This is a genomic window from Desulfospira joergensenii DSM 10085 (assembly GCF_000420085.1).
GTDB lineage: Bacteria > Desulfobacterota > Desulfobacteria > Desulfobacterales > Desulfobacteraceae > Desulfospira > Desulfospira joergensenii.
Window position 1 is genome coordinate 1,129,071 of record NZ_ATUG01000003.1, and the last position, 24,718, is coordinate 1,153,788.

23 protein-coding genes and 1 tRNA gene are annotated in these 24,718 nt (G+C 45.8%); 10 read left to right on the forward strand and 14 right to left on the reverse strand.

The genetic code is table 11. The annotated features are described in order from the left end of the window. Positions 1 to 438 precede the first annotated feature (438 nt). Positions 439 to 1,749 (forward strand): group II intron reverse transcriptase/maturase, encoded by a 1,311-nt coding sequence (gene ltrA / locus F608_RS0129410; RefSeq protein ID WP_244154353.1) that lies wholly within the window; start codon positions 439 to 441, stop codon positions 1,747 to 1,749. 63 nt (positions 1,750 to 1,812) lie between these two features. On the opposite strand, the gene F608_RS0129415 is transcribed toward ltrA, so the two are convergent. The 4 genes from F608_RS0129415 to F608_RS0129430 form a co-directional block, all read right to left on the reverse strand. After that, on the reverse strand, positions 1,813 to 2,844 hold the full coding sequence (locus F608_RS0129415; protein ID WP_022663638.1) for an IS481 family transposase: 1,032 nt from the start codon (positions 2,842 to 2,844) through the stop codon (positions 1,813 to 1,815). Between the two features lie 130 nt (positions 2,845 to 2,974). Continuing rightward, positions 2,975 to 3,286: a class I SAM-dependent methyltransferase gene (locus F608_RS0129420; protein WP_022669348.1), complete on the reverse strand. Its 312-nt coding sequence runs from the start codon at positions 3,284 to 3,286 to the stop codon at positions 2,975 to 2,977. Between the two features lie 325 nt (positions 3,287 to 3,611). Beyond that, entirely contained in the window at positions 3,612 to 4,466 is an 855-nt protein-coding gene (gene lepB / locus F608_RS0129425) for a signal peptidase I (protein ID WP_022669349.1), read from the reverse strand. 363 nt (positions 4,467 to 4,829) lie between these two features. Further along, positions 4,830 to 5,714, reverse strand: a complete 885-nt coding sequence (locus tag F608_RS0129430; protein ID WP_161626910.1) for a LysR family transcriptional regulator — start codon at positions 5,712 to 5,714, stop codon at positions 4,830 to 4,832. 274 nt (positions 5,715 to 5,988) lie between these two features. Here F608_RS0129430 and F608_RS0129435 point away from each other — a divergent pair, with 274 nt between their 5' ends. Then, complete coding sequence (locus F608_RS0129435; RefSeq protein ID WP_022669351.1) at positions 5,989 to 7,104, forward strand: DUF2786 domain-containing protein; 1,116 nt, start codon at positions 5,989 to 5,991, stop codon at positions 7,102 to 7,104. A 4-nt stretch (positions 7,105 to 7,108) separates the two neighbouring features. Here the strand turns inward: F608_RS0129435 and F608_RS0129440 are convergent, their stop codons facing one another. Continuing rightward, positions 7,109 to 7,654, reverse strand: a complete 546-nt coding sequence (locus tag F608_RS0129440) for a GNAT family N-acetyltransferase (RefSeq protein WP_022669352.1) — start codon at positions 7,652 to 7,654, stop codon at positions 7,109 to 7,111. Positions 7,655 to 8,045: 391 nt separating this feature from the next. Continuing rightward, positions 8,046 to 8,804 (reverse strand): metallophosphoesterase family protein, encoded by a 759-nt coding sequence (locus F608_RS33945; RefSeq protein WP_022669354.1) that lies wholly within the window; start codon positions 8,802 to 8,804, stop codon positions 8,046 to 8,048. 164 nt (positions 8,805 to 8,968) lie between these two features. Here F608_RS33945 and F608_RS0129455 point away from each other — a divergent pair, with 164 nt between their 5' ends. Then, positions 8,969 to 9,694: a PDZ domain-containing protein gene (locus F608_RS0129455; RefSeq protein WP_022669355.1), complete on the forward strand. Its 726-nt coding sequence runs from the start codon at positions 8,969 to 8,971 to the stop codon at positions 9,692 to 9,694. A gap of 58 nt (positions 9,695 to 9,752) precedes the next feature. On the opposite strand, the gene F608_RS33950 is transcribed toward F608_RS0129455, so the two are convergent. Further along, a complete protein-coding gene (locus tag F608_RS33950; protein WP_244154354.1) occupies positions 9,753 to 10,241 on the reverse strand; it encodes a hypothetical protein in 489 nt (162 codons plus the stop codon). Between the two features lie 417 nt (positions 10,242 to 10,658). Between F608_RS33950 and F608_RS0129465 the strand changes: the two genes are divergently transcribed. Both F608_RS0129465 and F608_RS0129470 read left to right on the forward strand, forming a co-directional pair. Continuing rightward, positions 10,659 to 12,161: an aminotransferase-like domain-containing protein gene (locus F608_RS0129465; protein WP_022669357.1), complete on the forward strand. Its 1,503-nt coding sequence runs from the start codon at positions 10,659 to 10,661 to the stop codon at positions 12,159 to 12,161. Positions 12,162 to 12,189: 28 nt separating this feature from the next. After that, positions 12,190 to 12,402, forward strand: coding sequence for a hypothetical protein (locus tag F608_RS0129470; RefSeq protein WP_022669358.1), 213 nt, complete (start codon positions 12,190 to 12,192; stop codon positions 12,400 to 12,402). A gap of 413 nt (positions 12,403 to 12,815) precedes the next feature. On the opposite strand, the gene F608_RS0129475 is transcribed toward F608_RS0129470, so the two are convergent. Next, positions 12,816 to 13,304: a hypothetical protein gene (locus F608_RS0129475; RefSeq protein WP_244154355.1), complete on the reverse strand. Its 489-nt coding sequence runs from the start codon at positions 13,302 to 13,304 to the stop codon at positions 12,816 to 12,818. Between the two features lie 340 nt (positions 13,305 to 13,644). Here F608_RS0129475 and F608_RS0129480 point away from each other — a divergent pair, with 340 nt between their 5' ends. Further along, on the forward strand, positions 13,645 to 14,886 hold the full coding sequence (locus F608_RS0129480; protein ID WP_022669360.1) for an amidohydrolase family protein: 1,242 nt from the start codon (positions 13,645 to 13,647) through the stop codon (positions 14,884 to 14,886). Between the two features lie 74 nt (positions 14,887 to 14,960). Here the strand turns inward: F608_RS0129480 and F608_RS0129485 are convergent, their stop codons facing one another. Beyond that, entirely contained in the window at positions 14,961 to 16,376 is a 1,416-nt protein-coding gene (locus F608_RS0129485) for a sigma-54 interaction domain-containing protein (protein ID WP_022669361.1), read from the reverse strand. A gap of 556 nt (positions 16,377 to 16,932) precedes the next feature. Between F608_RS0129485 and speD the strand changes: the two genes are divergently transcribed. From speD to F608_RS33960, 4 genes are read left to right on the forward strand one after another with little or no spacing between them, the layout of a single operon-like run. Further along, a complete protein-coding gene (speD, locus tag F608_RS33955) occupies positions 16,933 to 17,334 on the forward strand; it encodes an S-adenosylmethionine decarboxylase (RefSeq protein WP_022669363.1) in 402 nt (133 codons plus the stop codon). A 12-nt stretch (positions 17,335 to 17,346) separates the two neighbouring features. Continuing rightward, positions 17,347 to 18,309, forward strand: coding sequence for a GNAT family N-acetyltransferase (locus F608_RS0129500; protein ID WP_022669364.1), 963 nt, complete (start codon positions 17,347 to 17,349; stop codon positions 18,307 to 18,309). Then, positions 18,284 to 19,564 (forward strand): ATP-grasp domain-containing protein, encoded by a 1,281-nt coding sequence (locus F608_RS0129505; protein ID WP_022669365.1) that lies wholly within the window; start codon positions 18,284 to 18,286, stop codon positions 19,562 to 19,564. Before F608_RS0129500 ends, F608_RS0129505 begins: the two co-directional genes overlap by 26 nt. Positions 19,565 to 19,584: 20 nt before the next feature. Next, on the forward strand, positions 19,585 to 20,835 hold the full coding sequence (locus F608_RS33960; RefSeq protein ID WP_244154356.1) for a diaminopimelate decarboxylase family protein: 1,251 nt from the start codon (positions 19,585 to 19,587) through the stop codon (positions 20,833 to 20,835). A 64-nt stretch (positions 20,836 to 20,899) separates the two neighbouring features. Here F608_RS33960 and F608_RS0129515 read toward each other — a convergent pair. The 5 genes from F608_RS0129515 to F608_RS0129540 all read right to left on the reverse strand — a co-directional run bounded on the left by F608_RS0129515 (position 20,900) and on the right by F608_RS0129540 (position 24,663). Beyond that, positions 20,900 to 20,976: transfer RNA gene (locus F608_RS0129515), tRNA-Arg, on the reverse strand. A gap of 373 nt (positions 20,977 to 21,349) precedes the next feature. After that, positions 21,350 to 21,853 carry a hypothetical protein gene (locus tag F608_RS36725; RefSeq protein ID WP_208599559.1) on the reverse strand — a complete coding sequence of 168 codons (504 nt, stop codon included), beginning with the start codon at positions 21,851 to 21,853 and terminating at the stop codon, positions 21,350 to 21,352. 390 nt (positions 21,854 to 22,243) lie between these two features. After that, the gene (locus F608_RS0129525; protein WP_022669368.1) at positions 22,244 to 22,963 is read right to left on the reverse strand and encodes a hypothetical protein; all 720 of its coding nucleotides are present in this window, start codon (positions 22,961 to 22,963) and stop codon (positions 22,244 to 22,246) included. A gap of 847 nt (positions 22,964 to 23,810) precedes the next feature. After that, positions 23,811 to 24,125, reverse strand: a complete 315-nt coding sequence (locus F608_RS0129535) for a hypothetical protein (RefSeq protein WP_027363239.1) — start codon at positions 24,123 to 24,125, stop codon at positions 23,811 to 23,813. Positions 24,126 to 24,384: 259 nt separating this feature from the next. After that, entirely contained in the window at positions 24,385 to 24,663 is a 279-nt protein-coding gene (locus tag F608_RS0129540) for a hypothetical protein (RefSeq protein WP_022669370.1), read from the reverse strand. Positions 24,664 to 24,718: the final 55 nt, after the last annotated feature.

Here is a 24,718-nt window from a genome sequence, read left to right on the forward strand (position 1 = left end):
ACCCAGCCTGATGGAGGCGAAGGGTGTAGCGGCATGGCAACGGGGCCCCGGTGACGGTGCTTCGGGAGGAAGCCGCCCTGCTGCGGCAGGGTACCGCAAAGGTACGGGATGACGAACAGGAATCGGGTATAAGGCGCACACGCCGGGACGAGCCTGCACAACAAGGTAAAGTCCTCTATCCATCTTAAGGCGTGTCCGTAAACCCGGCATTCACGTACTGAAAGACATGTGTTTACCCCGGGAGATCTCCCATGTGCCGCAAAGGCTGAGAATCGGGCAACCGGTTCTGACCGCATGGGAGAAGTCAGCAGAAGGCATAGTAGCCGGTGTAAACGAGCCCCTTAAAAAACGGGGAGGACTCACTCCGGTGAAGGCCTGAACGGTGCCCGGCCCAAATGGCCCGGGTAAATGATAATGACAATTAGGAGGTGTGTACTTGTGAATATAAAGCCACAGCAGATGGAAATATTCCCAGCGTCACAGCTTGCCGAACGTCTGGGAAGAAGTGACCGGTTAATGGAAATGATCCTTGAACGCAACAACATGACACTGGCCTGGAAACGGGTGTGTGCCAATAAAGGAGCCCCCGGTGTTGACGGTATGAGAACCGATCAACTGGGGAAATACCTGGAAAAGCACTGGCCGAAGATCAAGCAGGCCCTGCTTAAAGGCATGTACCAGCCACTTCCGGCAAGGAGGAAAGAGATTCCCAAACCGGATGGCGGCGTACGCCTATTAGGCATCCCGACAGTGCTTGACCGGTGTATCCAGCAAGCCGTATCCCAAATCCTGGAACAGATCTGGGAACCTGTCTTTTCTGAATTCAGCTATGGGTTCAGGCCCGGCAGATCCGCCCACGATGCCTTGATACAGGGTAAAAGATACATGGTGGAAGGATACACCTATGTTGTCGATATGGACTTGTCTAAATTCTTCGACCGGGTAAATCACGACCGCCTGATGAGCAGGCTCGCCTCAAGGATAGAGGATAAACGTGTCTTAAAACTGATACGGCAATATCTGAAATCCGGCGTCATGATCGAAGGGTGCGTGATTTATGCGGAAGAAGGAACTCCCCAGGGAGGCCCGCTTTCTCCTCTGCTGTCCAACATCGTTCTGGATGAGCTGGATAAGGAACTGGAGAAAAGAGGACACAGATATGTCCGATATGCCGATGATTTCAGGATCTATTTCAAAAGCCTGAAAGCAGCCGTACGGGTTGAGCAGAGTATCACCAGATTTTTGACAGTGAAACTCAGGCTCAAAGTAAACCAGGACAAAAGCGCCGTCAGCCGGCCATGGCTGCGTAAATTTCTCGGGTTTACATATTTCCAAATGTGTGGACAGTCCAAGATCCGTATCCATGCCAAAAGTATGAAACGCCTCAAAGACAAGGTCAGGGAATTGATTTGTCGCAGTCGGGGCAAGAATCTTTGGCAGGTTATCCGGGATCTGAACATGCTCTTCCGGGGATGGTGGAATTACTTCCGGCTTTCAGAAGCCAATGCCTTCCTCAAAGGGCTTAAGATCTGGGTAATGAGGAGATTGCGGAGCCTTGTCTGGAAACACTGGAAAAATGCGAAAACCCGGGTACGCAACCTGGAAAAACTTGGAATAGCTCACGCAGATGCCATGCTTTGCGGCAATGCCCGCAAGAAATACTGGCGCATGAGCAAGGTCAAGTGGGCCGCCATTGCCATGCCGGAAAAGTTCTTTGTGGCGCAAGGATTGTATCTGCCCGGAAACTGACTTTCCTGATTGTAAAAGTCAAATACCTCCCGTACACTCAGCCTTCTCGGCGCCTATTTTTTATTAGGCGGATTCCTTTTCCATTCTTCCTTTAATTTCTATCCCCATTTGAAACGTTTCAAATGGGCGTCGTCCCTGGTTGCGGTATCCCCGGTGAGGCCGTTCATAGTTGTAATAGTGCAGCCACTTGTCGAGATCTTCCTGTAAAGCGGAAACGGACTCATATAGCTTTTTCCGGAAAGCCGTACGGAAAAATTCGTCCAAAATTGTCCTGTTGAATCTTTCCACAAATCCGTTCGTCCTTGGACTGGCCACCTTTGTTTTCCGGTGATTGATATCATTGAGTTCAAGGAAGATCTCGTATAAATGGATCGTTGGCCGCCCTTTGAATTCCGTACCGTTGTCTGTAAGGATATTCTCAATACAGATATCGTTCTCTTCGTAAAAAGGAAGAACCCTGTCATACAGGACATCCGCCGCTGTTTCCGGGCGCTTACTGGTGTATAACTTACCAAAAGCAAAGCTGCCATATGTATCAACAACGGCTTGTAGGTATACCCTGCCAACGCCTTTGAGTCGCCCGACATAAAACGTATCCTGGCATAGCAGGTAACCAGAGTAATGGCTTTCCACATTCCGTTCTTTGAACTCAGGATTGGCCTTTTCCAGCAAGCGGATCTGGGTCTCTGTTAATTCAAAATCTTCAGACAACGACTCTTCAAGCTTTAAGAGGCGTTTGTATTTTGTCTCCATTCCAGCCTTTTTCCAGATATTGCGGATCGTGGTCGCACAGACAGCAAGGCCTTCAAGAGCGAGCTGATCAGCAATCCGTTGCTGGCCGAAAGCAGGGTTTTCCAATGAAAGTGCAATGATGCGATTTTTGGTGTCTTCAGAAATTTCGTTAGGGTGTGGTCCTGGGATTGGTGGTCTGTCAATCAAGCCTTCAAATCCATACTCCTGGAAAGATCTTTTGTACTCGTAGAACTGGCTTCGAGATACCTTGTGCATCTGGCAGGCTTTGGATACGTTCCCCAATTTTTCAGCAAGCTGTAGCAAAGTCAGTCTTTTCTGTGCTAATTTCTTTTTGGCGGTCATAATGCTCTTCTCCTTTTGGACATATTTTTGATTGGCGTTAAAAATATATCCGAGAAGGCTTATCACCGCCACCTCTCACTGGGGATTATTGGAAGGTCCCCAGTGAGAGGTGGCTATGCCTATGGCAATTTCAAACTGTCCGGTAGGATCTTAACTTTTCCACTTCACTGAAACTTGCGTTAATTAAGTCCATACCTTGCTCTGAAAGGAATTTCTCATATGCTGATTCACCCATACTGTAATGATTAACTGTGTATTCTCCTACCTTTCCAGTGCACTCATCAGCTTCCTTTCCACCGGTAAATAAAAATCGTCCTTCAGGTTTTAACAATTTACTTACAGCTATCATCGTTTTTCGTTGTAGTTCAATTCGCAAATGGCAAATTGAACCCCAACTGAAAATGAAATCCCATTTTCCTGAAATCTGATCGATATCAGACATTTATAGCAACCTACAATCAGCATTTTGCACATTTTTCAAGTAGGCATCCAACATGGGCTACTATCAATTCCACAGTATTCTTTAACAATCGGGGATATCGCTTTTGCTATAGGGTGTCCTGTGCCACATCCAAGATCAAGTACTCTTATATCATTCCCCAAAATGCCGACTTCATGGAGTATGTCTTTGACTCCAATGTTACTCCTCATTGAATCATATGTAGCACCTACTTTATTATATATACTCATGGTCCTTTTTTACACTTAACGGTTGAGCTGAGAGGTGCGCCAGTTATGGCGCATCCTTCTCCAGCGATTTGTTTTGTTTAGTTTATAGTTTTACCGATTCTATCCCATCGGATCTTTGAGTTTTCTCTATCCCAAGACCAGTATATTATAAAGGCTTTTCCAGTTACTGAGGGTTTTTTTACAAAACCCCAGAAGCGACTATCATGGCTATTATCTCTGTTGTCTCCCATAACAAAAACTGAATCCTCAGGGACCTCTACAGTACGTAAATTATCTCTGGTAGATAGATTACCCGGAAGTATTCTGCTATCAAGATGAATTACATAAGGCTCTTCTATCTGATCCCGGTTAATAAAAACCTTTTTGTTTTTGATTTCGATTTCATCGCCGCCAACGGCAATAACTCTTTTGATATATTCTTTTGATGGATCTTCTGGATAAGGGAAAATGATCATTTCGCCTTTTTGAAGCCCATTTTTTAGTGCTAAACCTTTTTTGCAAAGTATTTGATCTCCCACCAATAATGTTGGTTTCAATGACCCCGCAGGTATTTTATATGCCTGGATCATATATTCCTTTATGGAATTAGATATTATTGGCTGAATAACCAATGAAGTGCATATAACTATGCCCAGATATAGATACCACCTATTGAAGCTTTTGATTTGGTAAACAGGCCGAGCCTTTTGTGCAATTCGAATTGCGTCAATGAGACAATAGAGGAAATATGCGGAACCAAATAACAAAGCCCCTATAAGAGTTATAAATGAAGGCAATAAATAAACAACCGTCATGCAAAGAACTAAAACAAGATATTGCCCCAGATAGAAGAATGATCCCTTCTTTAGTTTTCCAGAGTAAATGTGTCCCAAACCAATTGTCAAAAATGTTAAAAGTGCTGCTATCCATATTTTTCTTGGTTTGTTTTCCATTTTGCTCCTGTATTTCGATTCTTGAAAGGTAGATTAATGAAACAGAACAATATGTTCAGCAGATCTGTATATCATTCAAAATTGATTATCTAACTGCATAACATGATTATTTTCATGTTAACCAGATCTGCATAATTCCTTTTTAAAATCACCATTATTGGAATGACTAAACATCCCATGCCAAAAATTGCAACAGTAAATTAAATACCCTGTACAATTACATTTATTTTTGCCCAGAAGACCGTTGACTTATGGTATAATTAATGCCCACCAAGATCCCTGAAACAAACAGGACCGGCTGAACAAAAGCAAAGGATTTCGCTTTCATTCACAGGTGTTCAATGCCACTAACTCTCTTTGGGTCTAATTCAGCTTCAAAGATTTGATGTGGTTTATGAGATCCTTAAACACCTGTTTCTCAAAATTCCGTTTTTTCAGATAGATATTGATCTGGTCGTTGAGGACCCCGGTCTCCGGAAACAATTCCAGGAGAAGTCCCTTTTCCAGTTCCTTTAAGACGGTATACCGGGGGACAAACCCTACCCCTAGGGATTCCAGGGCAGCATTGATGATTCCCCGAACATTGGATATCCGGGTGATCTTTTCAAAGCCGAAATCAGACGCCTCTTCCAGTCCATTGATGAAATTTTTCCACCAGGTCAGTTCCCGGTCAAAGGAGAGCAGGTTGCATAGTTTCAGGTCCGGGACAGCCCCAATATTTTTTTCCCGGACATAGGCAGGAGATGCAATCACCGCATACTCCTCCCGAAGCAGGGGGATGGAAACCAAATCATCGTGGACATGGGGAACACAGTCCACGATGATGTCCAGTTCATCCATGAGAAGAGGATCCAAAAGCTGGGGAGCCAGCATGAAGTCAATGTGGATATGGGGATGATCCAGGAAAAAAGGGGTCATGCCTTTGATCAGGACCGAAGAGCCGAATTCCACCGGGGCTCCCAGGTTGATGGAGACGGGAAGCTCTTTTCCGGCCACAAGCCCGTCCAGGGTGTCTTCAATGCGGTTGAAGATCCCGGCACAGCGGCGGTAGAGGAATTCCCCTTCCCGGGTGAGGCGGAACTGCCTGACCTGCCGGTCCACCAGGTCAAAGCCGAGATCCGTCTCCAGTTTTTTAATGGCATGACTCACGGCAGACTGGGTCAGGCACATCTTGTCCCCGCACCGGGTATAGCTTTTGGTTCCCGCCAGGATATAAAAGGTTTTCAGCTTGTTTAAATCCACCTGCATCTTCGCTTCCCCCCATTTGTTACCACCCCACACAGATACCACAGGAAAAGATGGCAAGTAAAACCTAAATTTCCAAAAACCGGGACAAACCTTGACCTTTACGATCTCCACGGACCATGGATCTTTCCCGGAAAGGCCGGGATATTTCACCGGCAAAAAATAGGGCTGGTATTCTTTAGAGTTTAACAATATATTTTGAAGTTTCATTATGTGCGGGTCCCTGGTTCATCCGGGAGGATATGGAGAAAAAGCCTGAAAAGGGGAAGCGGTATTCATGGGAACAAAGATAGATAAAAAGATTCTGTGGTCCAGGCAGCTCATCGTTGAATTTCAGAACATCTGCCATTCCCACGGCATCTGCATGAAACTGCCCGGCGTCAATATATCCGAATCAAAGGTTCACTACGGACTATGGGAACCGGGTTCAAAAACCCTGTCCATATCAAGGCATCTCATTGAAGACTATCCCTGGCCGGTGGTGCTGGAGATTTTAAAACATGAAATGGCCCATCAATATGTCTCGGAAGTCATTAAAGGAGAAGAGATTCACGGGCCTCTCTTTAAAGAAGCCTGTCAAAGACTGGGGGTTCATCCGGATTTCATCAGGGCCGGCGGGGCCATAACTTCTGATATGCTGATTCAGGATAAGGATCTTTCCCCCCGGGCCGGACTCATGATCCGAAAAATTGAAAAGCTCCTCTCTTTGGCCAACTCCGACAATGAACATGAAGCCCGGCTGGCCTCTAAAAAGGCCAATGATCTGATTCAAAAGCACAACCTTGACCTTTTTAAGGATAAAGACCATGGACAAAAGAGCCGTGCAACCTATCGGGTGATCACCCACAAAAGGAAAAGGATTGAAAGTCTTCAGAAAAGCATCCTTGGAATCTTAAGAGATTTTTATTTTGTGGATACGGTAACCTCCTCCATCTATGATCCCCATGAAGGGGAATCCTTCCGGTCCATTGTGCTCTTCGGGCTTCAGGAAAACCTTGAAGTGGCTGAGTACGTCTACCATTACCTCCTTGGAACCGGAAAAAAATTCTGGAAGGAAAGCCGCCAACGCCACGGCTATCAAAGGGGGGATAAGGTCTCCTTTGATATTGGATTTGTCAACGGCATTCGAAAGACCCTGGAAAAATCAAACCCTCCAGAGGAGCCCCCTGCCGGCATTGATAAGAGATTTCCGGCAGTCACCTTAAACGCCCTGATCAACAAAGAAAATCAGATCGAACTCAACCGGGTCTTTCCCAGGCTGAGAAAGATCGCCTACGGCCGCCATCGCAAGGGGGCGGCCTATGAAAAAGGATATGAAAAAGGGGAAAAGACTCTGATCAAAAAGGGCATTCACCACCGGAGAACAGGCCTTCCCCCTTTGTTGAACCGATAAATTCCTATTCCCTCCAATGCTCCGGCTGATTCAGCACATCAGAGCAGACCACCCTCCCCTTTACCCGTCCGATACCCCCGGGACAAAGTTCCTGCACCATCCAGGCATTGGCATGCTCCATTGGAATGGGGTACGGGGCCTCATATCCAAGGGCTCCTGCCGGGATAAACCCTGAGCGGGGATAATAATTGGGATGGCCCAGCACAAAAACCAGTTCCCCCCCTGCCTGTCTTAACCGGTCCAGGCCCTCTTTGATGAGAAGGGTTCCGATGCCTCTGTTCTGGACTTCGGGAAGAATGGCCAGGGGAGCCAGGATCTGTGCTGAAACCGGCTCCCGGGTCTGTGTGACGACAACCTTTGTAAAAAGGATATGCCCGATGATTTTTTTATCCTCCTCGGCCACGAGGGAGAGACGGGGCTCGGCGGTTGGATCATGAAACAGCCCGTTGACCAGGCCGGCGATCACCGGTCCTTTTTCCTTTCCAAATGCCCTGGTATGAATTTTTTCAATTTCTATTTTATCCGATTCATTCGATTTTCTGATCTTCACTCTTTTTTCCTTTCTGATATGCCGGTACGGCATTGAAAATATAATTCTCAATATATGGTTTGAGAAATACGCTGTTTTTTTTAAGAAAAATCAGGCGGCGCTGCAGACAAAAGATAAGAAAGGAAATATCAGACAGTAATCCCGTCAAAACAAAGAGAAAAAAAGGGCCGGTTCCCCCCGAACAACTTTGGCTCCAGGGGAACAGAATCCGATCCATTACCGATTATCCCTATCTTTTATCGGCAGGGCCCGGCACAATATCCAATGAGAATCTAATCAAAAAAATCCTTTTCATAGGTGTGGGAATGTTTTTTTCAAGATTCGTATACCACGGGCAAAAGAGCTCTGTCAAATCGGAAACCGTTCTTCGCCATCTGAGAATTGCCGGCGTCTACACCGGGCCGGCAGCCCCCGGGTCAGAATTTTTTGTCAGGATCCGGGCATATATTTCCGGGATTCCGGCGGCCCTGATTTTCCTTGCCGCACCTGCCGCATCATAGGCAAGGGATCTGACCTCAAGTTCATATCTTTCCGTATTCCAGAGCACATAGGTTGCACGGCCGGATCCGTCCCTTGGCTGCCCCACGCTTCCGGCATTGACCATGTATTTCCTGCCCCTCTCAAGGCGTTTCCTCCCCGGCTTCAGTATTTTCCGGACAACCCGGCCCTGCTCTATATAGACAAGGCAGAGCTGATGGGTATGACCGACAAAACAAAGGGATTCCTCCATCATGCAAAAGGCCTGTAAGAGCTTTTTATCTTCCACCAGATGTAGATAGAACCGGTTCGAATCCGGGGGGAATCCGTGAACAAAAAGACAATTCTCCAGGGACAGGTTTAATCCAAGGGAACGGATGAATTCAAGGGAATCCTCTGACAGGCTGTTCATGGCAGATTCAAGGGCCTTTTGTGCCTCTTTCCGGAACCTCGCCTTTGCTTTTTCCTCCAACACGGCCATCTCGTGATTGCCCAGAACCGTGGAGATCTTTTGGTCTTTAACCCGTTGGATCACCCTTTCCGAGTCTGCGCCGTAACCGATGTTATCCCCCAGGGAGACAATTACATCCGCTCCGTTTGCCCGGATATCCCGAAGCACACTGGAAAAGGCCTCGTAATTGCCGTGGATGTCTGTGATCACTGCTATCTTCATTTTACAAAACCCGGGACTGGGCTGACCTCTCTTTCCCGATTCCCTTCCATTTGGTTTGCCTCTGGAAGCGGATTAAAATTACCACAGGGAGGATTCAAAAACAATCATAGCTCATCCGGGCACTTGCCCGCCGGGTCAATTTTGGGCTATACTGGACCATGTTCATGGATACTTCCCCCAGATTCAATTTCCCTTCAGGCATTGCCCTTGTTTTCCTATTCGGGGCATTGGCCCTCTTCCTTCTTCAAAAACCGGCAATCGCTGACAACGGCGTTCTGGTAATGGATGATAAGGGATTGATCACACTCCGGGCAGAGAGCCGGGAATTAAAACAGATCTTATCCGAATTTCAAACCCAGCATTCATTGGTTTTCTCCGGGCTTTCCCAATATCCGGATAAAAAAATCACTCTCTCCTGTACAGGGTCTGTCACGGATGTGGTGAAAAAACTCTTAAAAACCCTGGGAATCCGGAATTATGCCTTTACCTTCACCGGGGAAAGATTGATCCATGTCAGTGTTCTGCCGGTTTCAGCCGCCGTTGAGACCATTGAAAAGCCGGATTCTCAAGCCGTGAGACAGGATGACGGTCCATTTGATTCCTCAACCGTCATGATCAAGACCGTATTGCCTGGAACCCAGGGGGAAGGGATTCCCCTTGAGCCCAATGATTACATCATTGCATATGGCGGTCATAAGATACGACATGCTCATGGACTGATCGCCCATATCAAAAAACTTCAAGGGGAAGGCCGGGTCAATATGGTCATTGCCAGGGACGGAGTTCCCCTGGAATTCATTCTTCAGGACGGCTTTATCGGGGTCCAGGTCGTCACCGTCCCCATCCATTCCCAAACCCTGGAAAAGCTTTACCGGGATGCGGGGCTTTGAATGGAAGCGTCCCCATCCTTGATTTTATGGGTTTACTTTATATAAGCCTGGATGTTTTTTACGATACCCGCCAGATCAAAAGGCTTTCCCCCAGTTCAATGGGACCGAGGCAGAATCTTTCATTTACGCTCTGATTGAACCAGGTCTGTCTGATTCTGAGATTCGGGCTCCGCCCGTCCTCCGGGTTCAATACTTCCACATTTTTATGCATGCCGCGGACAAGGGATCTTCGATATGAATCAAAACAATAGATCCACTTATCATCCGCTTTACTGGCCATCAGATAATGCTCCTCTGTTTTTGTCAGCAGCATATTGCACAAGGCCACGCCTTCCTGTTCAAGGCATTGGTTGATTTTGCTTTCCCGGTCAATTCTGACGGATTCTCCATCAATAAATTCGGTTCGGACGGCAAAGGATTTCATGCGATAGGAATTGAGCCAGTTGCCAACCAACCTCACGGCGTACTTACTGGTCCCGCCGATACCGAACCTGGCATTTCTTCCAACCGTATCCAGGCAGTGCAGATAGATATGCCGAATGACCATGGGAGGAATCTCTTTTCGATGAAAGAGATAACTGATCGCATTGACCAAGGCGGTTGGGACGCAACCTTATCCTCCTGTTTTTATGAGAATCTAATACATTCATTGGCTGATGACCACCCGAATCTTGCTCTAAAATTCAGCAATATCCGGGTGGTTCGCTAAAAAGATAGTGGGTATTGTTTAACGCAGAAAAAGAAGACCAGAGAAAGACACAAGCAGTTGAAATAGTAAAGAAGGTTATGAATATTAGTGAATGAGTTCTAATTCGTATTTTTATCTATAATATGGGAAGGCCCAAGACAGGATCATGGGAAGTTTATTTTTATAGAAAAACTCATCTTTCGGAGATGAAAAAAACTTGACCCGTTTTATATTGATATGGTATTAATACCGTATCAATTTAAGAAGAGGGTATTTATGATTAAAATCCAGATTGATAAAAAGTCGGAAAATCCACTCTATGTCCAGGTCCGGGACCGAATCCGGGACGCCATCAGCCGGGGAGAATTCCTCCAGGGAGACAAGCTGCCGACGGTAACGGCGTTTGCCAAACAGGTCGGCGTCACCCAAGCCACCATTCGCAGGGCTTTGGAAGACCTGACCCAACAGGGGCTGATCCACTCCCATGTTGGACGCGGCACCTTTGTGGGAGCGGTGGCCCGGGGTGAGAAGGACGAAACTGAAATTTCTGAACCCAAGGCTTCCAAAGACATTGAACGATCTGGGCTGGCAAGCCGCAGACTCCGTCAGGGTGTATCCAAGAGTATCTGCAGCCTGGTCTCAGCCGCCTGCAGGCCCGGGGTCCGGGATTTTTCAAAGGGTGTCATGGATCCTGGATTAATTGAGCCCAAACTCTGGGAAGAAATGGTTGCCAAAGCCATGACGCATGATTGCCAGGACTATATTGGCTATGGCGATCTCAACGGCATGCCCGCGCTTCGGGAGGAGATAGCCGAAAGATATCAGGCCAAGGGCCTACCCATTTCCCCGGACCAGATTCTGATCACCCACGGTTCCCAGCAGGGAGCGGCCATCGCCGCGCTGGATGCAGCGGAAAACAACCGGCACGTTTGGATTGAGACACCGGGATTTCAAGGCTTTGTAGACGCGTTTGTCAGTCAGGGGAACCGGGTGGACCCCATCCTTTCAGACGGGAAACTCCCCACGGATCCAGAGCCGCTTTGCCCGTCCACCCTTTTGTGCATCTGCCCGGAATTTTCTAGCCCCACCGGAGAAACCATGAATAACAGCCGCCGGAGGGAAATCGCCCAGTGGGCGGTACAGAACAATGGGTTTGTCTTCTCCGATCAAGTCTTCGAGGACCTTCGTTTTGAAGGGAAACCTCAGGAACATATGATCAACCTCCTGGGTCCGAGCCGGGCCATCGTTGCCTCGTCTCTTTCCAAATCCCTGGCCTCTGGATTGAGGCTGGGATGGATGATCAGCTCTCCGGAACGGATTGCTGGATTTGCCCAGCTCAAACTGTCCATGTCCCACGCCTGCCCTTCCCTGATGGAAGGCATTGCACTGGCATTTTTACGGTCCGGGGCCTATGACGAACATCTTGAACGGGTAAGACAGATACACAAGGCCAGGCGGGATACCATGCTCACCTGCCTGGATCAACTCATGCCCCAGGGCGTGACCTGGACCCATGCCCAAGGGGGATTTTTCACCTGGGTGACCCTGCCGCCCGCTTACTCCAGCGTCACCTTGCTGCTTTCCCTGCTGGACAAGGGAGTCAGCCTCATGCCCGGACCGACCTTTGATATGGACAAACGGTTCATGAACAACTTCCGCTTAAGCTGGGCCTGGACCGATGTAAATGAGATAGAAGAGGGAATGGAAATCCTGGCGGATGCGGTCAAGGAACTCTTGCGCAAACCACCGGGTGAACCCAACGGCCTTTTGCATTTTTGAATTTAAGGAGAATCCAAAGGAGAATCCAATGGAACATTTATTTTTGGAGATCATGGTCAAGGAAAAGGAGACAGCCTTCAGAAGAGAGGCTGAAACATTTCGGCTCCTATACCAGGCGAATACCACGCCATTCCCCTTTACGGCACGTATTTTCGACGGCCTGGGAGAAGGCCTAATCCGGCTGGGCAGACATCTAAAAACAAAATATGGGATGACTCCGGGTTGCGCTAAAGTAATTTAAAAATCCCGGCCAGATAAGCAGTCTTTTCCACTACCTATCTGAGTTATACCGTTTAAGGTATTGGCTGCAATCTTTTTTTAGGTATAGGAACCTGCTTTTTGCTAAAGAAAGTATCGAAAATCCCCAAAGCTTAAAATATTACTGCTCCCCTGATACAGGTACAACATGTTGTACCTGTATCAGGGGAGAGAAACTTAATTCAAGACAAAAATCAAGGTCTGAACAATTGAAAAGAAAATCACTTAAGATTCCTGAAAAATTTTTAAAATACCAAGACAGGGATGATTTTGGGCCACCGTAATTCCACAGCCCAATTTTAAAAAATCAATACCAACTCTCTAATTCAAGACCTGATCCTTAAATCATGACCCTTAACTCACTTAAATCATGCTTTATGTAAGCCTGGATGTTTTTTACGATACCCGCCAGATCAAAAGGCTTTCCCGCAGTTCAATGGGACCGAGGCAGAATCTTTCATTTACACTTTGATTGAACCAGGTCTGTCTGATTCTGAGATTCGGGCTCCGTCCGTCCTCCGGGTTCAATACTTCCACATTTTTATGCATGCCGCGGACAAAGGATCTTCGATATGAATCAAAACAATAGATCCACTTATCATCCGCTTTACTGGCCATCAGGTAATGCTCCTCTGTTTTTGTCAGCAGCATATTGCACAAAACCACGCCTTCCTGTTCAAGGCATTGGTTGATTTTGCTTTCCCGGTCAATTCGGACGGATTCTCCATCAATAAATTCGGTGCGGACAGCAAAGGATTTCATGCGATAGGAATTGAGCCAGTTGCCAACCAGCCTCACGGCGTACTTACTGGTCCCGCCGATACCGAACCTGGCATTTCTTCCAACCGTATCCAGGCAGTATAAATAAATATGCCGAATGACCATGGGAGGTATCTCTTTTCGATGAAAAAGATAACTGATCGCATTGACCAAGGCGGTTGGAACGCAATCATATTCGGACACCTGGTAATGAAGAGGGGTAAACAATATATTTTCCAATCTGTGTCAATGGGTTTTCAAATCCGGTCTACCGGCCATCTCCAATCATCGCCTTTTGGACCGATTTCCTGGGCCTTGAACTCAAAACAAAATCCTGATGATCAGAGACGACCTATATATAGATTCCCGGCAGATTTATCAATTTGATAATTCTCAATGACCGATGTAAAATCAAGTGCAATGATCAATTCTTAAATAGCTCAACAATTTTTGCAAGGATATTCAAATGGACAGGTCAAAAATGATAATTGGTGCCGACTTGTTATATGACGGCAAAGGCAAAGCCACACAGATGACCATAGTGGTTGAAGAGGGTAAGATTGTTGAGGTTTCCAATAAAAAGTACAAAAGCGACATCAAGGGAATTGTGACGCCTGCATTCATTGATCCCCATTCACACATCGGAATGGAGCGCCAGGGAGAACCGGCGGCGGAGTCTGAGGTGGACGATACATATAAGACCATTTCACCCATGCAAAATCCTGTGGACAGTATTTATTTTGATGACAGGGCCTTTGTTGAGGCGGTTGATTTCGGAGTGCTCTACAGTTGTGTTGTTCCGGGCAGCGGTAATTTGATCGGAGGCAGGGCCGTTACCATAAAAAATTTTGCTGCTAACCGGCGCGGGGCTGTGCTGGATGATTACGGTTTCAAAATGGCGCTTGGGCATAATCCCAGGGCCAACCCGGTTTCCCATTCAGGACGTCACAACACCCGTATGGGAAACGCAAGTCTTTTGGAAAAAAATTTTTCTGATGTGCTGAGAAAAGAAAAACAGGCAAAAATAAAAAAAGAAAAGGCCCTGTTTGATTTAAAAAAAGAATCGAAAAAAAATACTTTTTCAAATCAGGAGACTGAGCAGAATAAAACATGGATTGAAGAAGAATATAAGCTGGCTTTATCCTCCGAACAATGGACTTTATTTGAAATGCTTTCGGGACAAAAGACCATAAAGGTTCATGTTCACAAAGAGGACGATGCCTTATATTTGATTGACCTCAAAAAAAAATATGATCTGAAGATTACGGCTGAACATGCCTGCAGCATAAGCCGCATGGAAATCTTCAGGGAATTTCTGGAAAACGATATCCCCGTTGTTTACGGCCCCATGAGCTCCCTTGATTACAAAGTCGAACTGAATGGGGCATCCTATAAAAATGTAGTCCCCCTGATGGCCTCCGGTGTCCGGTTCGGTCTTATGACGGATCACCCGGTCATACTGGCCCATCACCTACGGGATTCCTTGAAGTACTTTTTGATCCGCGGGATGAGCCCGGAAAAGGCCATCGGTTTGATTTCATTTGAAAATGCGAGGATACTCCACCTGGACGACCGGCTGGGGTCTGTTGAACCCGGAAAGGATGCCAGCCTCATCGTTTGGAATCAGGACCCCTTTTACATGGGTGCTTTTCCGGTCATGGTTATGGCCGAGGGCAGGATCGTCCGGGAGAATAAAGGCCGCCCCTGACCATGGGGTTTTTGGGCTTGATCTTCGCGTCACCGAAAAATTTTAATTACTATAGATCCCCTAAAACCAAGACTCTATGGCTTGAACCTGGATTTATCCAGACCATACTTTTTCATTTTTCCATAGAGGCCCCTGGGATGAACGCCGGCGATTTGTGCCGCTTTTCCCACCCTTCCCTTGGTCCGGGTCAGCACCATTTCAAAATATTTTTTTTCGATCCGGTCAAATACTTCTTTTTTGATCTCGGAAAGGCTTTTATTTTCCCAGTCAGAAGGCAGCCCGATACTCTTTTCATTTATCGGGAAATCCAACGGGGACTCTTCCATAAACGACTGGGGCAGGTCTGCTAGGGAAATCATACCGGAACTGCAAAGCAGGACAGCCCGTTCAATGACATTCATCAACTCCCTTATGTTGCCGGGCCATTGATATGCACAAAGTGCATTAAGGGCTTCTTTGGAAAAGCGGGAGATGTTTTTCCCTACTTTTTTATTTGAAATATTTAAAAAATGGTTGGCCAGGGAGGGGATGTCTTCTTTTCTTTTCCTCAATGGCGGCAGGGTCAGGGAGATAACGCTCAACCGATAATAAAGGTCCCGGCGGAAGTTGCCTTTTTCAATCTCTTCTTCCAGGTTTTTGTTGGTTGCGGCAATGATCCTGACATCCACCCAGACAGATTCCTCACTGCCCACCGGCTTAAATTCCAGATCCTGCAGAACCCGTAAGAGCTTTGACTGCATCTGCAGCGGCATATCCCCGATTTCATCGAGAAACAAGGTCCCCTGGTGGGCCATTTCAAAGGCGCCCCGCCTGGAACGGACAGCACCGGTAAAGGCTCCGCGTTCATGGCCGAAAAGCTCACTTTCCAGCAGCTGATCCGGAATGGCAGCCATATTTAATGCGATGAATGATCCGTTGGACCGATTGCTTTCCTTGTGAATGGCTTTGGACAGGTGTTCCTTGCCGACACCGGTTTCGCCTAGCAGAAGCATGCTGGTATCGCTTTTCACAAACTGCTGGGTTTCATCAAGAAAAACCTGCATGGCTTTGCTGTTGGAAATGAAGTCATTTAAGCGGGGCTGGAATCTCCCCCGGTTGTCAAAACGGGAGGCATAGTTGAACTGACGTCTTGATTCAATGGTGCTTTCGATGGCTTCACAAAGACTTTCAGGTGAAACCACTGAATGGAGCAGCACATCGATACCCGTCGATAAAAGTTTTGCCTGCTCTTCAGAGGAATCCTGCTCATGCAGAACAATGGTTATCGGTTTTTCCGGCAGTTCATTGATCAGTCCGATGCTCTGCTCTATCGGCTTAGGAATAGCTGCCAGGCTGAAAATAAAAATATCTGCGCAGCTTCCGGAAAGCTCGGGCCAGGGCATTTTCCCATCATGGCCGGTGATGAGCTGGACATCAAGATCGGATAGGTATTCTTTTATCAGGGCAAATTGTTTTTTATTGTTGATTGCACATGCAATTCTGATCAGCATAGGGATCCATATCTTTTTGGGTAAATATTTACTGTTTTTAAAATCTTCTTTTTAGATGCAGGCACTTAAATTAACACCAATTTTTTTGAATTACAACCGATAAAAACCCGATTGCTTCGATTGCAACCGAATCAATCGGTATATTCATGCTCGAAATTTGACTTTCGGTATGAATATACTGAAAAATACAGGGCCGGGATAAAGACTATAACATTCATAAATATCTGAAATTATAATGAATATAAAAATAATTCCTTTTGTTTTTCTGTGGCATACTTTCTGCTAAATGAGTTTTCGTTGAGCCGCCAAAAACGGCATTTACAAAAAAAACAAATGGGGAAACCTGAAATGACCAGAGAGAATGTTCGAAAGACAAAACATAAACATCCCAGATTTAAAGACACCCATGACGAAGATCTCAACTGGCAGGATAGAAAAGAAATCCAGAACCTTAGGCGAAAAGAAAATAAAAGATCGCAGAAACACAGAAACGGATCTGAGAAGTGGTAGCCCAAACAGACAAAAAACGAAATGATTCAGGAAAGGATTTGAAAGAATGAACATCGCAGCAGCAGTTACAACCGAAGAAAAAAACGAGACCGCACTGGAAGTATGGGGCATTGCATCCGCAATTGATATTTACGGGTGTGATCCGGCCAAAATCAGAGATGCAGAACTGATCAAACGCTTTGTTGTGGATCTCTGCGATTTGATTGAGATGAAACGGTTTGGAGAAACACAGGTGGTGCATTTCGGAGAAGATGAAAAGGTCGAAGGATTTTCAATGGTTCAGCTGATTGAAACCTCTCTGATTTCCGCCCACTTTGCAAACAAAACCAATGCAACCTATCTCGATGTCTTCAGCTGCAAGGCATATGATCCCGAAAAAGTAAGAGCATTTGCCCAGGAATACTTTGGGGGGTCTCTATCCAAACTCAATGTTACATATCGCTCCTAGAGGAATCCTGAAATGAAACATGGAGTCTACACAGAGCCGGAGCAATGCCGGAGAATCTGGGAAGAGATCTGGCCGGCTCAAGGGATATTCGATCTCTGGCCGGTTCGTTTCTGCTTTCAGGAGGCCTATTCAAATCCTTTGCAATTTCATACCATTGAGCAGGGCGGCAAGATCCTTGGATGCCTCCCGCTCAGCTGGAATGAAGAAACAGGGCAGTATGTCCTCTTTCCGGGGGAAACCTGGAAAGGGAAAACCTGGCTGGAACAAAATCGAATACCTGTGACGCATCCTGAAATTTTAAATCAGCTCCTCGATGATGTTCCCGGATCACTGCACCTGAGGTACCTGTCCTGGAACCCGGTATTTGAGGGGGTATCCCAAACCCGTCAGGATGAAGAAGGTTACCTTTTTTATCCGGGAATGTACGATTATTCCTTTGAAAATTACTGGCTCGGCTTTTCAGGAAAATCCCGGAAAAAAATCAGGACCGAGTTTAAGCGGTTTGAGGATCGGAACCTGAGTTTCAGATTCAACAATACAGCCGACCTGGATCATCTCTTTGAGATGAATCAAAGGGCGTTTGCCTGTGATTCCTATTTCAATGATCCTAAATTTTTTAACGCCTTTGACAGGCTGGCCTCTTTTTTATCCGAGATGGGCATGCTCAGAATCGTGACCATATCCATTGACGGAGAGATTGCAGCAGTGGATATGGGGGCTGTCTTTAACAACACCTATACCCTGTTTGCAGGGGGAACCAGCCTTGAATTCCCCGGTATTGCAAAGATGATCAATCTCCACCATATGGAGTGGGCATGTCAGAAACAATTTAATGAGGTGGATTTCCTTTGCGGGGATTTTAACTGGAAAAAAAGATTTCACCTGCTGCCGAGGCCGCTTTATGAAATCGAGATTCAGAAACCTGTTCCCCAGTTTGAATGGTATAGAGATGAAAAACAAGCCCTGTGTGCATGACAAAGTACTGGTGGTGGGCACAACCGCCGATTATATCCATTGGATTCAAAGTTCCAGTCCGGGAAGAGCCCTGTTTCTGACCGAACCCGATATCCGGAAGAACGCCGGCGAACCCTGTCCTGGTCCTGAAGATGAGCTGGTGATCTCCTTTGACAATGGAGAACGGGTCAGGAGGGAACTGAAAAAGCACCTCCAGAAATGGGATCAGAGGATAACCGGGGTGGCCTGTTTTGACTGTGAATCCATGGAAACGGCATCCTTGCTTGCGGCGGATCTTTGTATTGATTATCCTGATATTCAATCCATTAAAAACTGCAGGGACAAACATGAAACCAAAAAAATCTGGCAGAAAAACGATGTTCCCTGCCCAAAATCCATGCCCATACGCACGGTGGATGAGGCCGTTGAATTTTTGACAAAATGCAAAACCGGTATTGTGCTCAAACCCTTCTGCGGAAGCGGCAGTGAACTGGTATACAGGTGCAAAACAGACCATGATTGCAGACATGCCTTTACAACCATAAAAGACGGGTTAAAGAAAAGACGGAAGAATAGGTTGTTCAAAAGGGAAGCGTCCGGGCAGCATATCATGCTGGCGGAAGAATATATTGCAGGACCTGAATACAGTTGCGATTTTATCATCGAAGATGAAAAGATCCGGATCATCCGGATGTCCCGGAAGATAAAATCTCCTGACCCGCCCTTTGGAACCGTCACGGGCTATATTCTTCCTGCCGGGCTGCCCAGACATATTCAACCGGATGAGCTTGAAATCATCCTGCTGAAAGCAGCCCGGTCCCTGGGCATCCACCGGGCCCTATGCATGGTTGATTTCATTATCGGGGAGAATTCCCCCATGCTCATCGAAATGACCCCGCGACCGGGAGGGGATTGTCTCCCCTTCCTGCTAAAAACAGCCGGCAATCTTGACATCCTAGGCTTATCCCTGGATTTTGCCGAACACAAGCCCCTGCCGGTGAATGGCTCCCTGGCATTTACCCCCCATATCGGTCTTCGGATACATGCCCGGAAACCGGGACGGTTTAACGGATTTAATGCAGATGCACTGGCAATGGATGAACGGGTTAAAAGTATCCATTTTATCCGTAAACCCGGACACATGATTGCCTTGCCCCCGGAAGATTATGATTCGTGGCTGCTGGGCCACATCATTATCGAACCCTATAATAATAGTTATCCGGAAACCGAGAGTCTTTTGATCCGAAAGCGCCTTCAAGTGGAGATCGAACAATGACCGGCAACCGGGAAAACAGAATGCCTGCGATGTCAAAGAGCTCCATTGAGACTGTTCTTGCATCTTCTATTCAGAAGAAGAAAACATATCTGGAGGCGGTGAAGTCCCACGGCTCGCCCTTGTATATCCTTGAACCAGAGGTACTGGCCCAAAAAGCCAGGCAGTTCAAAAATGCCTTTGAGTCAGAGCTGTCCAAAATAAAATGCTATTTTGCCATGAAAAGCAACAACATGCCGCTGATCTCCGGAATCCTTGTGCAAAATGGATTCGGCATTGATGTTTCAAGCGGATTGGAACTGGCAGCGGCATTGTCAATCAATGCGGAGGACATTGTTTTCAGCGGTCCGGGAAAAACAGAGAAAGAGTTGTTAATGGCCATTGAAAATTCATCAAAAACAACGCTTCTCCTTGACAGTTTTGGTGAACTGAAACGGCTGGAGAAACTGGTTCATGATCTTGACAGGCCATTGGCGGTCGGTGTTCGGCTGAACAACAATCCAACAGGGTTGTGGCGCAAATTCGGCATCCCCTTATCCCGGCTCTCTGATTTTTACAATGAGGCCAAAGCCATTCCCAACATCTGTTTCAAAGGTCTTCAATTTCATTCTTCATGGAACCTGGAACCGGACCGGCAGATTGAATTTATCGAAATTTTGGGCACTCATTTAAAAACCATGCCAGAGGATTTTTTGAATGCCCTGGAATTCATCGATATCGGCGGCGGATACTGGCCTCCCCAAGGAGAGTGGCTGGTAAGTGAAAATCCCCTGGAGCATTATGCCTTGCCTGCACAGAGTATTGAATCTTTTGCCGGCAGGCTTGCACAAGCCTTGAAATCAAATATTTTACACCGGGTTGACTGCACCATCTGCCTGGAACCCGGACGATGGATCTGTAACGATGCCATGCATCTTCTGATTCAGGTGATTGATAAAAAAGAAGAGGACCTTGTCATTACGGACGCAGGAACCAATACCATTGGCTGGGAACGGTTTGAATCGGATTATTTTCCGGTCATCAACCTCAGCAATTTTGAAAACCGGGAAAGGCCCTGCCATATTCTTGGATCCCTTTGTACCCCCCATGACGTCTGGGGATATGCCTATTTCGGAAAATCAATATCCGAAGGAGACATATTAATGATCCCGATGCAGGGAGCCTATACCTATAGTCTTCGTCAGCAATTCATCAAACCATTGCCCAGGGTGGTGGCGGCAGAAGAGAGAGGTCTGTTCACGGAGACAGAATTTCAAAAAACTTGGAATTTTTAATTCAAAAGAGCAAGACCAAACAAAAAAAGGTTTTCAACTAAAAGCTGAAAACCCTTGATATCAGTGGCGCGCCCGGCAGGATTCGAACCTGCGACCCCCTGATTCGTAGTCAGATACTCTATCCAGCTGAGCTACGGGCGCGTACCGTGAAAACAGTATATATCAGAGCTTTCCATCAAATTCAAGATTTTTCCGACTTCCCGCAAAACTCCACAAAATAGAAAATTATTCCCGTGTATGCGGGAAGAATGCGGGAAAAAATATCATATTATAAAGAGGGGGACTAAGTGAGCCTCCTCTCTTTTCTAAAATCTAAAAAATGATTTTTATGGATTTCGGGTAAGCCTTCGAAAAGCAGGATAATAAAGTTGAATTCTCATCCGGAAGAGGCACCCCCAGATGTAGTGGTCAATATATTTGGGTGAAAGCGACGGATAATAGACAAAGTCAACAGGTCAAGATGGCATTTCGGAGTCAACTTTCTATGACATTTTGTTGCGGATTCATAGAGCCCTTATGCAAACTGAAATTTGCCTCCATGATTTTCCATGATAAAAGAAAGGTCTTGAGCAGCATTTTGGAAAATTTCTTGAATGATAGCCTTAGTCCCATAACATTCTCGTGACAATTCTTTATTGCTATAGATACTGTCATCAGAGAAATCGACGCCACCATCTGCCGCACATCGGGCTAAATTAAACATCATATCAAACGTAATCTTTTCTCCTAATCTATGTGCAAGGCGATTACGAATTCTATTCATCTCTAAAAGGAAAGATGCCATACTCTCATCTATCAAATTCCGATTCTTGGCAACCTCTACCTTGTTGGGAAAACTTAAATCAAATGGATTAAATTTATCATCTTTAGTCAATTTTAGTTCAATCAATTGAACTAATACTGATTCGATTATTAAATGACCCGTTATATATGCACCAAGTTCAACATTGGCAAACAAGCCCGTAATATCATCAAGATCCGGTCGTTTTTTGCCTTTCCAATTTTTTGGAGCATTCATTTTACCACCTATAGAGTTCATTTATAATTTTTAGGTTGCCCTGGTCTGTCGAGATCCGGCTCTACACCATGACATTTTTGTTGGGGTCAAAACTCCATACTTTATTCCATCAAATGAATTTTCCTATGACCAATTTTATCCGGCATATCCCTTCTTTTCAACAGTAAAGGGATTCCCCCATATCTTGTGGTCGATGAGACCTTGGAAAAAGCGGCCAATCATAGACATATCTGTCGCTCTACTATTCCTTAAAAGTTCTGATTTTTTGTGATCTTAACGGTTCGTGATAACCGGCGGCGACGCGAGTTTGCGTGACCCACCGCAATTTTGGTTTTGCTTTTCAAATTTACACAGACGTATTTTCCGTCCGGTTGATTAGTTTGTTAGAAATTATTCTATTAGTAGTTTGCGTAAATAAACTGCAATTACTCCAAAAATAAATACACCTGCTAAACCGTTAAGGAGCCATTTTGTTGCTGAGTCCCTTTTTGAATTTAATTTAGTGTCAAAGTATGAATATGGAGAAAATTGCTTAATAATAAAAAATGCTAAACTTGTAAGTAATATGAATAATCTCGTTTCTTTTTGATACTTGAAATTATCGAAAATTGACCAAGTTGATATGCTCATTGAGGTTAGTAAAATTACATATAAAACCCATGGCCACTTGCCATGAAAAACATGGTGAATAGTTTTGTTTTCTTCTGTTAACTGGTTTATTTCATGAACTATTCCGTTTGCCAGTTCTCTTGCATTTTTCGAATTTATTTCTATTGAAATTTCTGAATACAAACGGTCTTTCCCGAAGGACAAGGTCAGGTCAAACTCACGATATTTTGATGTTAGGTTAAACGTTAATCTTTTTGTATCGTTAGGCAGTTTGTCCCTGTGGAATTCTTTGAAGGTTTCAAATTCTTCTTTCCCAAATTTATCGAATAATACTAGAGAATATCTGAAATCGCTAAGATCGTATTTTTCGTCTAAATCGCTCTCAATTTGCCCCGCTAGTTTGAGGGGTAATCTTTCGGTAAGATACTTTTCAATATCTTCGATTAATTGTTTGTCAACTTTCGTTGAACAAATCTTTTTGTCAATTTTAAATTTAGCCATTTCTTGACCTTAATTTCTAATGCGGTGCTGACCGGCGCCGTGCGCCGATCAAGCAGACGCAGCCTGATTGATCGGTGTACGGTGTCCGGTCCAGTTCCTTGTGTACGCCCGGCATGGGCGTGAACTTCTGGGGTGCAAGTCCCCTATACGTGAATCCTGCTAAAGCATTAGCAGAAGTATTAGCCGAAAACAAGGGCGGAACCGCGAGGGACCGTCTGAAGGAAGTTGGAGCGCAAAACTATGAGCCGACGAACAGAAACAGCATATAAGGCCTGGTCTCCGGGTAAGGCAGCACAACATGTCGAAGCCCAGGATTCAGGAGACAGGGTAAATGCTGCGGTTGTGTAGTGAAAGTTCACGTTCTTATCCGGGGAGATCTGCCCTGCTTGCATTGAATCTCTTTTGCAATAACTCCCGGTTCGGACCATACCGGGATACCAAGGTCCAGGCGTCACCGGTTGTTGCCGACGGTGACGAGACACAAACAATGGGCAGCACCTGCAAAAGAAGTCTCATTGCGCCTTTCGAGGTAACTTGTCTGGTGATAGGGCAGAAGTCAGCAGACGTCATAGTAGCCAAATGCCGGGAGTAATTCCCCGGACATGGTGAAGGGCCGAAAGTCAAGAGAGAAGGAAAAGGTATTTATTGGCTCTGTACATACAGTGAATCCGAATGGAGGAGTAGTGTGCAGGCGCATTATGGAAAAACCATCCTTCAAGCAGTTTACCCGGTTACGACCCGGTACTCTTGATTAAACGCCCTGTGCGGACCCGCATGCAGGGTGTTGTGGGGGCTGGGGGAGAAAAACCCCCGGCTACCCGATTAAAATGGCTTGATTGAAGCTTGCTCAGTTGTTAATGGCATAGATTTTTTCGATTTCTTTAGGATTGAGCTTCAGAAGTGCGGTTTCGACTTCGACAAGTGAATGCTTTGGATTAAAGTACATGGTGTGTACTTCACCCATTGAAGCTTCCTTCACGGTCTTATCTTGCCAATCCAGATCACACTCTTCGGTTACATAGTCGTCAATAAAATCGAAAAGCTCATAGTCCTCAACGCTGACTGCAACAGCCCCGTAATGATCTAGTCCGATTTCGATATGTGGCAGTATTTTCTTCATGTCATTTAACAAGTTGATCAGTGGTTTCCGTTTATCTTTCATGTCCACTTATCTAACGGGATAACATGCATATTTTGAATGTTATACGGATATAGATAATTCCTTTTTAAAATCAATTTAATTGGAGATTAACCTTATTTTCGATTTCATTGCAACCCCATCCGAAAAAATCAGGTTTATACATAACAAACTTGAATATCAAATTCGCCATAAAAAAAGAGGGGGGCCAAGTAGTCCCCCTCTTTTTAAAAGCTGATTGCCCCAGACCGCCTGGAGCAAATTCAATCTATCATTTTCTCGGTCATGTGCCAAGGTCGGCAAGCACTTGATCAAGCCGGGCCAAAGCCAGTTCGCGGTCCTTGGTCTTCATGATCATGGTATTGACCGCCATTTTTCCCATAATATCTGCTAAAGCCTGGAATACGAGTGGGTACTTTTCCACTATCTTACCGAGCTGCGTTGCCAGGGCGAAGTATGATACCGGATTTTCGACAAAGGAACGCAGATCCTTAACGGCTGCAATACACTCCTCTTTCGTATAGGATTTACCCCTTTCAATGACAAAGACATTCGCAACCATGATACCGTCAACAAACAGGGTTAAATTATCGATCCCGAGTTCTTTCGACCAGTCA